Genomic DNA, 14,117 nt, shown 5'->3' with positions numbered 1-14,117 from the left:
GGTCGAGATCCGCGACGCCAGGATGCAGGTGGGCACGACGAGCAGCGCCGAGAGCACGGCGAGAACCGCGTGCAGGTCGGCGACGTACGGCGCGAGGCGCGCCGCCACCAGGGCGCCGAACACCACGACGACCGTCCACGATGCCGTAGACCAGCGCCAGCACCAGGTAAGGCACGCAAGATCGCCTTTTTGGTCACGCAATCCGGCACCTCAGCACGCAGTGTAGCCCCTGTGGCGTACGCAATTTGCCCAGTTGGCATATCGCCGCACGGGTCTCAGCACATTTACTGAGGGGGCGCACCGGCGGCGAGCAGCCGGCGCATATCGGTGGCATTGGCGCCGCCGAGAAGGAGGCAAGGTGAGCAATTGCAAGGCGAATCACCGATTCCGTGGAGGACGGAGAACATCGTTCGGGTTGGGGGCGGTGCTGACAGTGGCCGTGACGGTCGCGCTTTCGGTGGTGACTCCCGCCGAAGCCGCGAATTGGTGGACGTGGCGGTCGAGTTCCGCCAACAGCGCCAACGGAACCTGGTACGGGGTGAACACGGGCGCTCAGTACAACCAGGCACGGGTTCGCACCTACACCGACCAAGCCAACGCGGAGGTGTTCACGGCTGGAGTGGGGACCTCTTCGGCTCCTGCCCAGGTGATTCAAACGTTCGGCGGATATCGCACGGTGTCGGCCCAATGCCGATGGGTCACCGGACTTGTACCACAGGGAACGCGCTACGGGATGGTCGACTGCGCGCTTGGCTTCTGACCGAAAGGACCACAAAGCATGAACAAGACAGCTTTCATTTCAACTCTCGCAGCCGGGACCTTGGCTTTGGGCCTGGGATTCGTGATCGTGACCAACACCAGTCAGCCGAAGGCGGTTGCCGCCGACGCAATCGACCCGGCAATGACCCAAGCGCTCTCGCCACGACTCCAGCAGTCGCAGGCAACCACCGACGCGCTACCGAAGTTCCTTCAGGCCGGTACCCAAGAGCTGCCCGGTATCCAAGCCAGCAGCGTGCGACAGCTCGGTGAGACCGACGACGCTCAATTCTGGCTTGGCATCAACGAAGATGGCGAGACCTGCCTCATCAACCTGCTCTCAGGTCCTGACCAGCTTGCCTCGATGACCTGCCAGACCGCAGCCGTGGTCTGGAAGCAGGGCCTGGCGCTCCAGGTCGACACCAAGGCCGGAAGTGTGCGGGCATATTTCCTGCCGACCGGATACGCCACCGAGATCGACGGTTACGTCAAAGTCGGCGACCAGCTGCTCGTGGGTCACCCGAGCCAAGCGTCCAAGACGATCACCGTAGCCCCCACAGGGAAGTCGCGAGCGATGCGGTCGGCTGACGGCGTGAGCTTCGGTAGCGCCCCGCTCGAACTGCCGTGGATGCCGGCTCCGCAATACGGGAACGGCAACTGATGTCGGCGTCTGCGCAGACCACAACACACGGAAACAGGTGGCGTCCCGCGCTGCTGTCAGCTCTCGCCGTGCCGGTGGTGTTCCTGTTGGTGCTCGGCCACCCGTTGGACGTGAGCGCCGCGGGCACCAGCTACTACAAGGGTGACAGCGCCCACGGGGTCTGGCGCGGTAGCCCCACCGTCTCCACCACCGGAAACGCGGCACAGGCCCAATTGAACGCGGCAACCGTCACCGTCGACAACGCGCATCAGCCACCAGCGGGCAGAGCGCCGCAACCCAGACCTACAGCAGGCGCTCCGTCCCGGTGCACTGCCGATGGACACACCCAGCATTCACCAAAAACACCGCCCCACTGAGGTGCCAGATCACCAAGTGACACCCGCTGGGGCGCCTTACCCTGGTAATAGCGTCCGGACTTCTTTCACAGCTCCGGGCCTCATCCGATCGACGGTTGGAGAACGATGATCTGGAAGCGAATCGGGCACGCGCTCCTCACTACCGGCCGTATTCTTTTGATCGTCCTCGGCCGAATCGGAACGGTACTCATGATCCTCGGCAGTGGGCTCAAAGGCGGCCACAGCGCAGACGAACAAGCCCGGGCGCTCTACATGCCCCGCAAAGATTACCGCCCCTGACCGCCCCGCCGAAGCGGCGGCTGGGCGGCTGGCGTTGCGCCCCGCGCGCTTCCCGGCATCGGCGTAGTGACCAGAACTGCCCGGACGAGGCGTTCCGGCTGAGCCGGGGCGACCCCGTCCTGCCGACGATCTTCGGCTGAGCGCGCGGCCTACTCGTCGCGCAGCTTCTCGTAGATCTCCTTGCAGGTGGGGCAGACCGGGAACTTCTCCGGGTCGCGGCCCGGGGTCCACATCTTGCCGCACAGCGCCTTCACCGGCTTGCCGGTCATCGCCGACTCCAGGATCTGCTCCTTCTTCACGTAGTGCGAGAAGCGCTCGTGGTCGCCGGGCTCGGAGATCTGGGGAGTCTCCAGGAGCTCGCGCTCGAGCGTCGTCGCGCCGCCGCCTGCCGGCTCTCCACCGGGTTCGAGGATGCTGGAGTCGTTCATCACCCCAGTCTAACGACGTGAGCTGGGCGCACGGCCGGGCTCAGTCGTTGCGGTTCGCGAACGCCATCAGCTCCGGCCCGCGCCGGTCGAACGCGCGCGCGCCGGCCCACAGGCCGCCGCCGAGCACGGCGAAGCCGACCAGCACGGACGCGATCGGCGAGATGCCGAGCCAGAACGGGCTGACCGTCAGGCCCAGGACGAGGAAGACGACCGCCGGCGACGCCAGGATGATGATCAGGAAGAAGCTGAGCGCCTGCGCGAGCGCCGCCGAGGCGCCGGAGCTCTGCGGCTGCGTGAACGCGCTGTCGCCCGGTTTGGTCGCCGGGTACGGGAACAGCACCGAGAACACGCTGGACAGGCCGAGGCCGATCACCAGGATGGAGCCGCACAGCGCGGCGACCGCGGGCAGCACCGCCCAGTCGCCGAAGACCGCGGCCGTCACCACCGAGCCCACCGCGATCACGGGGATCCCGATCAGGACGGGCGGGAACATCCGCCCGAGCCGGTCGGCGATGCCGCGCGTGCCGGACACCAGGTGCAGCCAGATGGCCGTGCTGTCGAAGGCGACGTCGTTGTGGATGGTCCAGCCGAGGAACAGGCACACCAGCGGCAGCGGCACCAGCGAGGCGAAGTGGATCGGGAGGCCGCCGAGGGCCAGCGCCACGATCACGAACACCGGGATGACCGGGATCATCACCAGCGCCACCCAGTAGCGCGCGTCCCGCCCCCAGTAGGTCATCGAGCGCGCGGCGATCGCCGCCGTCGGCCCGCCGGGGAGCCGGGAGAACCAGCCGAGACCGTGGCGGTCGCGCACATGCGCCTCCCGCTCCGGCGCGACGAGCACCAGCGACACGAGGGAACGCCAGACCAGCCAGAGCACGCCGAGAGTTGCGACGGCGATCAGGAACTGCGCGAAGGCCGCACCCCCGTCGCCCTCGGCGGCCGCGCCCGGCATGCTCCAGACCGCGCCGAGCGGGGTCCACTGCAGCCAGCCGGCCAGGCCGTTCAGCGTGCCGAGGCCGTCGCGGCCCCAGTCGACGGTGAGCAGCAGGAGCAGCAGCGGGGCGACCAGCACCAGGGCCAGGATCGCGATGACGCCGCCGGCCTCCTTGGAGCGGCGCGGCGGGACGAGGAGCGATGCGATCGCGGTGGAGACCCGAGACGCCAGCACGCAGGTGGGCACGACCAGCAGCGTCGAGAGCACCGCGAGCACCATCGCGCCGGGATCGCGGGACCAGGTGATCACCGTGCCCAGCGAGCAGACGAACAGCACGAGGGCGGGGACGCCGACCAGCGCGGCGAGCGCCAGCGCACGGGCGAGCTCGCGGTCGGGGATGCCGAACAGCGCCAGCTTGCGCGGGTCGAGCGCGTCGTCCACGCCGAACAGCAGCGGCAGCAGGAGGAAGGCGGCGACCACGATCGAGCCGATCACCACCAGCACCCCGTGCACGTCGGCGACATCCGGCGCGAGCCGCGCCGCCACGAGGGCGCCGAGCACCAGGACGACGGTCACGATCCCGTAGGCCAGCCCCAGCGCCAGGCCGAAGACCTGCCACGGGCTGCGCCGGAACGCGTTGCCGAGGAGCCTGAGCCTCAGTCCGAGAAGCTGTGCAACCACTCCATGCCCTCCGCCGCCTTGCGTCCGCCCGCCAGGTCGACGAACCGCTCCTCCAGGGTCTGCTCGCCGCGCACCTCGTCGATGGTCCCGGCCGCGAGCACCTGCCCGCGCACGATGATCGCGACGCTGTCGCAGACGCGCTCGATCATGTCCATGCCGTGGCTGGAGAGCACGACGGTGCCGCCCGCCGCGGTGTAACGCTGCAGGATGTCCACGACGTTCGCGGCGGAGACCGGATCGACGGACTCGAAGGGCTCGTCGAGCACCAGGAGGCGCGGCGAGTGGATCATGGCTGCGGCGAGGGCGATCTTCTTGGTCATGCCGGCCGAGTAGTCGGCGACGAGCCGGTCGAGTGCGTCCTCGATGCCGAAGGCGTTCGCGAGGTCGGCGGTGCGCGCGTGGACGGTCTTGGCGGACAGGCCGCGCAGCGTTCCGGCGTAGTGCAGGAACTGCGCGCCCGTGAGGCGATCGAACAGGCGCAGCTTGTCGGGGAGGACGCCGATGACGTGCTTGGCGCGCACCGGCTCCGTCCAGACGTCCACGCCGTGCACGACGATCCGGCCCTCGTCGGGGCGCAGCAGGCCGGTGACCATCGAGAGCGTCGTGGTCTTTCCCGCGCCGTTCGGCCCGACGATGCCGTAGAACGAGCCCTCGCGCACGTCGAGGGAGACGCCGTCGACGGCGACGATCGAGCCGTAGCGCTTGCTCAGCCCGTGGACGGTGAGGACGCTCGGGCGCGTGTCGACGGCGGGTGCGGGCCGCACGGGCTCCGGCGTCACCGTCTGCTGGACCGCCGTCTTCGCCTCGGTCGACTTCTGCCTCGGCTGGCGCTTGCGCGGCGTGGGCGTGCGCGTGCTCGGCGCCGCCGCTGCGGCGGCCGTCTTGGGCTGCGTGCGCTTGGCAGCGGGGCGTGCGACAGGCGCCGCCTGCTCCGTCTCCGTCTGCGTGATCTCGGACATCCGCTCCCCCTCGCCGTCCCCCCGGGTATCGGGCTCGCTCGACGCCGGGTGGGTGCTGCTGCCGGGTCGTGCGTGCTCGGAACTCACCACGCAACCGTACCAAGACGGAACCCCTTGCGTACCCCCCGACGGGTGACCTCGCAGACTGGCCCTCAGCGTTCTCAGCGCGCCCAGGAAACGTCCTCAGCGCGCCTAGGAAAGTCCTGTGAGGAACATAACGACCCAGCAACGACCGCCGTCAACCCCTGCCCCCGGACGAGGGTCGCCGGTATTCTGGTGCAGGCATGAAGGCGTGTCGAAACACGTAAAGCGTGAATGAACTCCCGGTGACATCCGGGAGTGGCAGGCGCCCGAAGCGCCGCCGGAACACTCCCTCGACGGGGTTCGCGCGGAATCAAGGAGACGATTGTGACGACCCAGGTAGTGATCCTCGCGGCTGGCATGGGCAGCCGGCTCGGCCGCAGCCTCCCCAAGCCGCTGACGGAACTGAGCGACGGCCGCACCATCATGCAGCAGCAGTTCGACAACATCCACGCCGCGTTCGGCAAGGACGTGACCGTGACCATCGTCGTGGGCTACAAGCTCGAGCACATCATCGAGGCGTTCCCCGACGCCGAGTTCGTCTACAACGAGCAGTACGACCAGACCAACACCTCCAAGAGCCTCATGCGCGCGCTCCAGGCCTCCGGCCCCGGCGGCGTGCTGTGGATGAACGGCGACGTCGTGTTCGACCCGGCCGTCCTCGTCCGTGCCGCCGCCATGGTGGCGCGCGACCAGACCTTCGTGACCGTCAACACCTCGTCGGTCGCCGACGAGGAGGTCAAGTACACCACCGGCCCGGAGGGCTACATCCACGAGCTGTCCAAGACCGTCAAGGGCGGCCTGGGCGAGGCCGTCGGCATCAACTACATCTCGAGCAAGGAGAAGGCCGCCCTGCTGCGCCAGCTCCAGCGCGTCGCCGACCAGGACTACTTCGAGCGCGGCCTCGAGCTCGCGATCGAGCAGGACCGCCTGCTGGTCGAGCCGGTGGACATCTCCGACCTGTACGCCGTCGAGGTCGACTTCCAGGAGGACCTGGAGCGCGCGAATCTTTTCGTATAGTCGAAGGGCCGCGTGACGCGAACACGCAGCCTGCGATCAATACGATAGGTTCCCGTGACCAGTACCTCCGCCGAACTGCGCCCTGCGCAGCGGACGCGCTTCGCCCGTTACCGCCACTCGCTGTGGCTGCTGACGGTGCGAGACCTGCGCGTCCGCTACTCGACCAGCGCGCTGGGCTACCTGTGGTCGATCCTCGATCCGCTCGTCATGAGCGCGATCTACTGGTTCGTCTTCACGGTGATCTTCCACCGCAGCGTCGGTGAGAACCCCTACATCGTGTTCCTGCTCGCGGCGCTCCTGCCGTGGATGTGGTTCAACGGCGCGGTGTCCGACAGCACGCGGGCGTACATCCGCGAGGCGAAGCTCATCCGCTCCACGACGATCCCGCGCACGATCTGGGTGAATCGGATCGTGACCGCGAAGGGCATCGAGTTCCTGCTGTCGCTGCCGGTGCTCGCGATCTTCGCGATCGCGACCGGCGCGCGGGTGAACATCGACATCCTGCTCTTCCCGTTGGCGGTGCTCATCCAGATCGTCCTCACCGTCGGGGTCGGCCTGATCGTCGCCCCGCTCGTCGTGTTCTTCCGCGACCTGGAGCGCGCGGTGAAGCTGGCCCTGCGGTTCCTCTTCTACGCGTCGCCGATCATCTACAGCGCCCGCGACCTCCCGGGCGGCTGCGGCCCGGGCGTGGCAGCCAAGCACTGCGCCGCGTACGTCGCGGCCAACCCGGGCGCCCAGACCGAGACGCTGTTCTCGCTGCACTTCTGGTCGGCGTTCAACCCGCTCACCGGCATCTTCAGCCTCTACCGGTCGGCGTTCTTCCCCGAGGAGCTGGACTGGTACCTGGTCATCGTGGCGGCGCTGATGTCGCTGCTGCTGCTCGGGATCGGCTGGCTCGTGTTCAAGCGCTTCGAGCGCGACATCCTGAAGGAGATCTAGGTGTCCGCCGTCATCGACGTCTCCGGCCTCGGCGTGCGGTTCAAACGCAACCGCGGCGCACGCCGCTCGTTCAAGGATCTGTTCGGCGGGCGCCAGCGCCGTGCGCGCCCGGACGACTTCTGGCCGCTGCGGAACGTCTCGTTCCGCGTGCAGGCCGGTGAGGCCATCGGTGTGGTCGGCCGCAACGGCCAGGGCAAGTCGACCCTGCTGAAGCTCGTCGCCGGCGTCATGCTGCCCGACGAGGGCACGGTCACGGTCACGGAGGGCGTGGCCCCCCTCATCGAGATCACCGGCGGGTTCGTCGACGACCTGACCGTCCGCGACAACGTCTACCTGACGGCCGGCCTGCACGGGATGACCAAGTCGCAGATCGACGCCCGGTTCGACGAGATCATCGCGTTCGCCGAGATCGGCGACTTCGTGGACACCCCGTACAAGCACCTCTCGAGCGGCATGAAGGTCCGGATCGCCTTCTCGGTGATCGCCCAGCTGGAGGAGCCGGTGCTGCTGGTGGACGAAGTGCTCGCGGTCGGCGACCGGGGCTTCAAGGAGAAGTGCTACGCGAAGATCGAGGAGCTCCTCGATGGCGGTCGCACCCTGTTCTTCGTCTCGCACAACGAGAAGGATCTGCGCCGGTTCTGCGCGCGCGGACTCTATCTGGACAAGGGCAAGCTCGTGCTGGACGGCCCGATCGACGACGTGCTCGACCTCTACAACCAGGACTACGGGTCGTAGAAAACCCCTGGTCAGGGCCGGTTTGCCCGGGCATGGTCGTCCTCCACAGAAAGAAATCGGCGCGGGTTGTCCACAGATCGGGTCTTCATGCCCGATTTCGGCCTTCGAACGTCGGAGGGGGTCCTTACCGTGGCTGCATGAGACACGTTCGGAACCTTCGCCAGCCCCTCGCCCCGCTCCGGGACAAGCGCTTCGCCTATCCCGTCCCCTGGACCGTCGACCGCAGCGGCGACCCGCATTACCGCCTCGTCAACACCAGCTCGGAAGAGCTGCGCGGCGTCACCGTGAGCATCGCGGGCAGCTCGTCCGTGCGCGTGAGCTCGCCCTCCCTCATCCGGCCGGGCGAGGCCGTGCGCGCCAGCCTCAGCGGCGGCGATCCCGCCCGGGACACCCTGCTCGTGGTGCGGTGGTTCCCGCCCGACGGCCGGGAGTACCTCTGGCAGGTGAGCTTCTGAGAGTCGCGGCCGGCCGCACGATGCGGCCGGCCGCGATTACCTGCATTTTCCGATGTCCAGGCCTCGGGCGCGAATGCCGACGGGGCGAGCACTCTGGTTCGCGAATCCCGCTCCGGATATGCATAAGACATGAATCATTCGAGGTCGCCTGCCGCCACGCACTTCGGGAACAAGGTGCGCCGAGCGCGGATCGACCTCGGCCTCAGTCAGGAGAGCATCGCCGAGCTCGCGGAGATGCACGTCACGAACTACGGCAAGATCGAGCGGGGCATCGCGAACCCCAGCCTGGTCACGATGCTGCGCATCGCCAGCGTGCTCGGCACGGACGTGGCGACTCTGACGGACGGTCTGTCGCGGGACGACCTGCCCGCCGAGTACGACGTCCTGACTGCGGCCGACTTCCTCCGGGAGCGCGACAGACGCAGCTGAGCGCCGCGCTCCTCGGGGGCCCTGGTCCTGCCGGAGTGTCGGCATACACTCGGTAGGGATGACCAAGCATCCCGATCCCTTCGTCTCCCCGACCGGCGGCCCGCCACGCGGCGGCGACACCCCGCGTGCCGTGGACGCCACGCTCGACCGTTTCCTCGGCATCCAGCGACCCGTGATCCTCGCGCACCTGCGCGGACTGCGGCGGCGGCACCCCGAGGCGACGGCCGCCGAGCTGGCGGGGATCCTGGAACGGCGGTACCTCGCGGCAGTCACCACGGGAGGCGCCGCGGTCGGAGCCACCGCCGTGATCCCGGCCATCGGCACCGGCGTGACACTCGCCCTCTCCGGGCTCGAGACGGCCGCGTTCCTGGAGGCCACCGCCCTCTACGCGCAGTCGCTCAGCGAACTGCACGGCGTCGCGGTGGACGACCCCGCCCGGGCGCGAGCCCTGGTCCTCACGATGATGCTCGGCCGTGAGGGCTCCGACCTGGTGCGCCAGCTCGCCGGTCAGGTGTCCGGGGCGGGTGTGACGCGAACGGCGTACTGGGGAGAGCTCGTCACGACGACGCTGCCCTCGATGGTCGTGGGGCCGCTGGTTGACCGGCTTCGGAACGTCTTCATCCGGCAGTTCGCGGTTCGGGGCGGCGCGTCGATCGTCGCGCGGGCGATCCCCTTCGGCATCGGCGCGGTGGTCGGCGGCACGGGCAACCACATCCTCGGCCGCCGGGTGGTGATGAACTCGCGGCTCGCCTTCGGTCCGCCCCCGGTCGTCATCCCGGAGGCGCTCACGCCGGTGGAGGGTCCCGGCGCCCTGCGGCGCTTCGGCGCGAGCACGGGCGGCCGCGTGCGGCAGGCCGGCGTGGTGCTGCGCGCGGCGGTTCCGGCGCGGGTGCTGCGGCGTGGACGAGCCGCGGACGGTCCGGCCGCCCTGGAGGCGGGCGGAGGGCCCGACACGCCCACCGCGCTCGAGCGCTAGACGATCGGCGGGCGGCCGGCGGCTGTCATGCGCAGCACGGTGCGCCAGCTGATCGGGCGGCGTTCGCCCGGGTCGGTGCGCCATCCTTCGCGCCAGCCGCCGAACCAGGCGCGCAGTACGTCGGGCGTGCGGTACCAGCGCAGCAGCTGGATGCCCGTCCACGAGCCGACGTACAGCGGCACCAGCGCGGCCGGCAGGTTGCGCCGAGCCAGCCAGACCCGGTTGCGGGCGTTCAGCCGGTAGTAGTACGAGTGCCGGGTCGGCGAGACGGCCGGGTGCTCAGCGATCAGGTCGCCCGCGTACCAGACGCGCTTGCCCTGGTCCCAGACCCGCCAGGCCAGCTCGATGCCCTCGTGCGCGTAGAAGAACGGGTCCGCCCAGCCGCCGGCGCGCTCGAACACGTCGCGCGGGATCACGATGACCGCCTCCAGCACCGAGAACACGGCGGACGACTGCTCCGGGTCGCCCTTGCGGATCCGCGGGATCCACCGGCGCGGGGACGGCGCTCCGTCGCGCGCCCGCAGCCGGGGCTGGATCATCCCGATGCCGGTGTCGCTCCGCAGCAGCGCGATCGCGTCGCGCAGGAACGCCGGCGACGGGATGTCGGCGTCGTCGTCGAGGAACAGCAGGTACTCCCCCGCCACCGACGCGACGCCCCGGTTGCGCCCGGCCGGGATGCCGAGGTTGTCGGGAAGCGCAAGTGCCGCCACCCCGGCCGGCAGCGGAGGCTGCGCCGAGGCCGGGTCCCAGCCGTTGCCGACCACGACGATGTCGGTGACCACGCCCTGCTGTGCGAGGACGGACTCCACGCCGCGGACGAGGTCCTCCGGCCGCGTGCCCTGCGTGAGCACGACGACGCCGACCGTGGGGTCAGCCACGGACCCGCTTGGACGACATGATGGCGACGAAGTGGCCGATCGCCGCGAGCAGGGCCAGCGGCACGAGCGCCGACAGCAGGATGCGGTCGGCGAGGGTCGCGCCGATGAACAGGCCGACGATCGAGAACACGAAGATCATGATGGTGAGCTCGACCGAGTGGTACAGCCGGTGGAACGGGAGGAACTTGGCGGCCTTGCGCAGGGTGGCGACCACGCCGTGCGTCGGCGCGTACGCGGCCTCCGTGTCGGCCAGTTTGGGGAGGCCGGCGCTCGCCCGCGCGACCCGCACCATGTCGTTGAGCGCCTTGTTCAGCACGATGATGAGCGCGAGCAGCGTGCCGAGGTTCGTCCACAGGAAGTCCTGCGGCGCCTCGAACGGGAAGCCGGCCGCGCGCACGCCGAGCACGATCGCGATCAGCGTCTCGGTCGTGTAGTGCCCGACATTGTCCAGGAACATCCCGGCCGGCGAGGAGGTCTTGCGCCAGCGCGCCACCTCGCCGTCGCAGCAGTCCACCAGCATCTGGACCTGGCCGAGGACGAGCGCCAGCGCCGCTCCGCCGATCCCCGGGATGAGGAGGCTCGCCGCCGTCGCCCAGCCGGTCAGGATCATCAGGCCGGTGACGCCGTTGGCCGAGATGGAGGTCTTGAGCAGGAACCAGGTCAGGTACGGCGACAGGTTGCGCAGGTACAGCGACGCCGTCCAGTGCTCGGCGTTGCGCCGGCCGCGCACCTCGGGAGGCTGCGCCACCGCCTTGAGCTCGGCGATCGACGACGGCCGCGCTCCGTGCGCTGCGGGTCCCGGTGCTGTCATGCCTACCTTCCCGTGTGGGCCGTGATGTTCCGCGTGAGGGACAGGTATCCGAGGATGAACCCGACGCCCCAGCTGAAATGGATGCACGGCAAGACTACGAGAAACCAGAGGAACGACGAAAAGCCGTCGCGGCGTCCCCAGAGCAGCGCAGAGGCCACGACGATGACGAGGTACACCGCCGGGATGAGGAACGCCCAGAGCAGCCAGGGGGTCGCGCCGAGCAGCGCCTGCAGCACCCCGCCCAGGCCGAGCAGGACGCCGAGGGCGACGCCGAGCACCATCACGGGCGGGGCGAAGTAGCGCACGCCGTTGGCTGCCGGGTAGCGCCGGGCGAGCTCGCCGCGCCAGATGCCGGTCGAGAAGAACTGCCGGGCGAGCCGGTACAGGTTGGGGCGCGGCCGGTAGACGACACGCAGGCGCGGCGTGAACCAGACGGTCCCCCCGGACTGCCGGATGCGCCGGTTGAGCTCCCAGTCCTGGCCGCGCTTGATCTCCTCGTCGAAGAGCCCGACCTCCAGGAGCCGGTCGCGGCGGAACACGCCGAGGTAGACCGTCTCGGCGGGGCCGGCGGCGCCGCCGACGTGGAGCTTGGTGCCGCCGAGCCCGATCCGGCTGCCGTAGGCGCGCGCGACGGCGCGCTCGAAGGAGGTCGTGCCCTGCGCGTCCATCAGCCCGCCGACGTTGTCCGCGCCGGTCTCCAGGATGGTCTCCACGGCGATGCGGGCGTAGTCCGGCGGCAGGACGCTGTGCGCGTCGACGCGGATGACGACGGGGTACTTCGAGCCGCGGATCGCCAGGTTCAGACCGGCGGGAGTGGAGCCCACCTCGTTGTCGACGACGCGGATGCGGGAGTCGACGGCCGCGAGCTCCTCGACCAGCTCGGTGGTGCCGTCGATGCTCGGCCCGAGGGCGATGGTGACCTCGAACGGCCCGGTGTAGTCCTGCGCCAGCAGGCTGTCGACCGCCGCCCGCACGTGGGTCGCCTCGTTGAGGACGGGCATCACGTAGGACACACCGGGGAGGGTGTTCACGTTGTCGTCCGGCATCTGATCCATTCGTCGTTCGGGTCGCGCCGAGCTTACCAGCCGGCGCCTGGGCGGCCCGTGGGACGGAACGACGGCGGAAAGCCGCCCCGCAGTGCGGGACGGCCTTCCGTTACCGGCTCGGATCAGTTCGCCGGGAGCGAGCCCAGGGTGACCGAGGCGGTCTTGGTCTCGCCGCCGCGGAGGTAGGTGATGTCGGCCTTGGCGCCGGCGGCCAGTGCGCGCACCTGTGCGGTCAGGTCCGTGGCGTCCGTGATCGGCAGCCCGTTGAAGTTGACCACGACATCGCCGGCCTGCAGGCCCGCGCTCGCCGCGGCGCCGCCCGAGGTGACCGACTTGATCGACGCGCCGACCGTGGTGGCCTTGCTGTCGGAGCTCGCGTCGCCGACCGATGCGCCGAGGAGGCCGTGGGTCGCCTTGCCGTTCTTGATCAGCTCGTCGGAGACCCGCTTCGCCAGGTTGGACGGGATCGAGAAGCCGACGCCGATGCTGCCCGACTGGCTGCCGCTCGAGCTGCTGCCGCCGGCGCTCGCGATGGCGACGTTGATGCCGATCAGCTCGCCCTTGCTGTTGAGCAGGGCGCCGCCCGAGTTGCCCGGGTTGATCGACGCGTCCGTCTGGATGACGGGGAGCGAGATCGTGCCCTGGCTGCCGCTCTGCTGGGAGCCGCCGCCCTGGTTCGGGAAGTCGAAGTTGAACGGGTTCTGCGAGCTGCCGTCGCCGTTGCCGCCGGTACCGCCGTCGCTCGACTTGGGAGCTGCGGAGGACGCGATGCTGATCGACCGGTTCAGTGCGCTGACGATGCCGTCGGTGACGGTGCCGGACAGACCGAGCGGGGCGCCGATGGCGACCGTGGTGGCCCCCACGTTCAGCTTACTGGAGTCGGCCCAGGTCATCGGCGTCATCCCGCTGGCGCCGTCGAGCTTGATGACGGCGAGGTCGGTCGTCGGGTCGGTGCCGACGATCTTGGCGGTGTAGATCTTGCCGTTGTTGTCCGTGACGCTGACGCTGACGTCCGACGCGGCGCCGTCGAGGGTGACGACGTGGGTGTTGGTGAGGACGTAGCCGTCGGAGCTCAGCACGACGCCGGAGCCGGTACCGCCTTCGCTGGAGGCGCTGACGGAGATGGTGACGACGCTCGGCGACGCCTTGGCGGCGACAGCGGTCACCGTGGTGGCGTTGTTGGTGTCGTTGACGGTGATGTTCTGCGGACCGGAGACGGTCTTGATGGTCGCATTGCTGCCGGTGGCGGAGTAGAGGCCGATGCCGGCGCCCGCTCCGGCGATGCCGCCGATCAGCGCACCGATGGCGAGCGTGGCGATGATGAGGCCGGTGTTGCGCTTGCGCGGCGCCTTGTCGGCGCCCGGGGTGCCCGGTGCGGTCGCGTAGCCCTGCTGGTGGGCGCCCGGCTGCTGGCCGTAGGGGGCCTGCGCGTAGGCGGGCTGGCCGAACGCGCCGTTGCCGTAGTTCGGCTGCGGCTGCGGCTGCGGCTGCGCGCCGGCGACCGGCTGGCCGTAGGGCTGCTGCGGGGCGAGCGGCTGGGTCGGCTGGGTGTGCGCCACGGGGACGGGTCCCTGGGGTGCCGTCGGCTGCTGCGCGGTCGGCTGCTGCGCCGTCGGCTGCTCGGCGGTCGGCTGCTGCGCCGTGGGCTGAGCGGCCGGGGCGGTCCAGCCGTGGTCCGCGACGGGTGCGG

General features: G+C 69.7%; 15 protein-coding genes. 8 read left to right on the top strand and 7 right to left on the bottom strand.

What is annotated here, in order from left to right; translation table 11 throughout:
* The first annotated feature begins 358 nt into the window (after nt 1-358).
* On the top strand, nt 359-760 hold the full coding sequence (locus AC3A3H_RS10380; RefSeq protein ID WP_487614487.1) for a hypothetical protein: 402 nt from the start codon (nt 359-361) through the stop codon (nt 758-760).
* Between the two features lie 18 nt (nt 761-778).
* Entirely contained in the window at nt 779-1,417 is a 639-nt protein-coding gene (locus tag AC3A3H_RS10375; protein ID WP_487614486.1) for a hypothetical protein, read from the top strand.
* Nucleotides 1,418-2,201: 784 nt separating this feature from the next.
* Here AC3A3H_RS10375 and AC3A3H_RS10370 read toward each other — a convergent pair.
* Genes AC3A3H_RS10370 through AC3A3H_RS10360 form a run of 3 tightly spaced genes read right to left on the bottom strand, consistent with a single transcriptional unit; the run spans nt 2,202 to nt 5,057 of the window.
* Nucleotides 2,202-2,480, bottom strand: coding sequence for a DUF3039 domain-containing protein (locus tag AC3A3H_RS10370; RefSeq protein ID WP_487614485.1), 279 nt, complete (start codon nt 2,478-2,480; stop codon nt 2,202-2,204).
* Between the two features lie 40 nt (nt 2,481-2,520).
* Nucleotides 2,521-4,098, bottom strand: coding sequence for a hypothetical protein (locus AC3A3H_RS10365; RefSeq protein ID WP_487614484.1), 1,578 nt, complete (start codon nt 4,096-4,098; stop codon nt 2,521-2,523).
* Entirely contained in the window at nt 4,074-5,057 is a 984-nt protein-coding gene (locus AC3A3H_RS10360; protein ID WP_487614483.1) for an ABC transporter ATP-binding protein, read from the bottom strand. Before AC3A3H_RS10360 ends, AC3A3H_RS10365 begins: the two co-directional genes overlap by 25 nt.
* A 408-nt stretch (nt 5,058-5,465) precedes the next feature.
* On the opposite strand from AC3A3H_RS10360, the gene AC3A3H_RS10355 reads away from it, so the two are divergent.
* The 6 genes from AC3A3H_RS10355 (at nt 5,466) to AC3A3H_RS10330 (ending at nt 9,692) form a co-directional block, all read left to right on the top strand.
* Nucleotides 5,466-6,158: a phosphocholine cytidylyltransferase family protein gene (locus AC3A3H_RS10355; RefSeq protein ID WP_487614482.1), complete on the top strand. Its 693-nt coding sequence runs from the start codon at nt 5,466-5,468 to the stop codon at nt 6,156-6,158.
* 54 nt (nt 6,159-6,212) lie between these two features.
* Entirely contained in the window at nt 6,213-7,097 is an 885-nt protein-coding gene (locus AC3A3H_RS10350) for an ABC transporter permease (protein ID WP_487614481.1), read from the top strand.
* Nucleotides 7,098-7,832, top strand: a complete 735-nt coding sequence (locus tag AC3A3H_RS10345) for an ABC transporter ATP-binding protein (RefSeq protein WP_487614480.1) — start codon at nt 7,098-7,100, stop codon at nt 7,830-7,832.
* A gap of 137 nt (nt 7,833-7,969) precedes the next feature.
* Nucleotides 7,970-8,287 (top strand): hypothetical protein, encoded by a 318-nt coding sequence (locus AC3A3H_RS10340; RefSeq protein WP_487614479.1) that lies wholly within the window; start codon nt 7,970-7,972, stop codon nt 8,285-8,287.
* A 129-nt stretch (nt 8,288-8,416) separates the two neighbouring features.
* Nucleotides 8,417-8,716: a helix-turn-helix domain-containing protein gene (locus AC3A3H_RS10335; RefSeq protein WP_487614478.1), complete on the top strand. Its 300-nt coding sequence runs from the start codon at nt 8,417-8,419 to the stop codon at nt 8,714-8,716.
* Between the two features lie 58 nt (nt 8,717-8,774).
* Complete coding sequence (locus AC3A3H_RS10330; protein ID WP_487614477.1) at nt 8,775-9,692, top strand: hypothetical protein; 918 nt, start codon at nt 8,775-8,777, stop codon at nt 9,690-9,692.
* Here AC3A3H_RS10330 and AC3A3H_RS10325 read toward each other — a convergent pair.
* The 4 genes from AC3A3H_RS10325 to AC3A3H_RS10310 all read right to left on the bottom strand — a co-directional run.
* Complete coding sequence (locus AC3A3H_RS10325; protein WP_487614476.1) at nt 9,689-10,570, bottom strand: glycosyltransferase family 2 protein; 882 nt, start codon at nt 10,568-10,570, stop codon at nt 9,689-9,691. The genes AC3A3H_RS10330 and AC3A3H_RS10325 overlap by 4 nt on opposite strands.
* Nucleotides 10,563-11,381, bottom strand: a complete 819-nt coding sequence (locus tag AC3A3H_RS10320) for a CDP-alcohol phosphatidyltransferase family protein (protein ID WP_487614475.1) — start codon at nt 11,379-11,381, stop codon at nt 10,563-10,565. The genes AC3A3H_RS10325 and AC3A3H_RS10320 overlap by 8 nt, the downstream gene beginning before the upstream one ends.
* A 2-nt stretch (nt 11,382-11,383) precedes the next feature.
* Complete coding sequence (locus AC3A3H_RS10315) at nt 11,384-12,427, bottom strand: glycosyltransferase family 2 protein (RefSeq protein ID WP_487614474.1); 1,044 nt, start codon at nt 12,425-12,427, stop codon at nt 11,384-11,386.
* Nucleotides 12,428-12,549: 122 nt separating this feature from the next.
* Nucleotides 12,550-14,117, bottom strand: a 1,568-nt coding sequence (locus AC3A3H_RS10310; RefSeq protein WP_487614473.1) for a S1C family serine protease, incomplete at its 5' end; no start/stop codon positions are given.

The sequence above is a fragment of the Leifsonia sp. Soil_N53 genome, from assembly GCF_057655165.1.
This window is presented reverse-complemented; position numbering and strand designations above follow the sequence as displayed.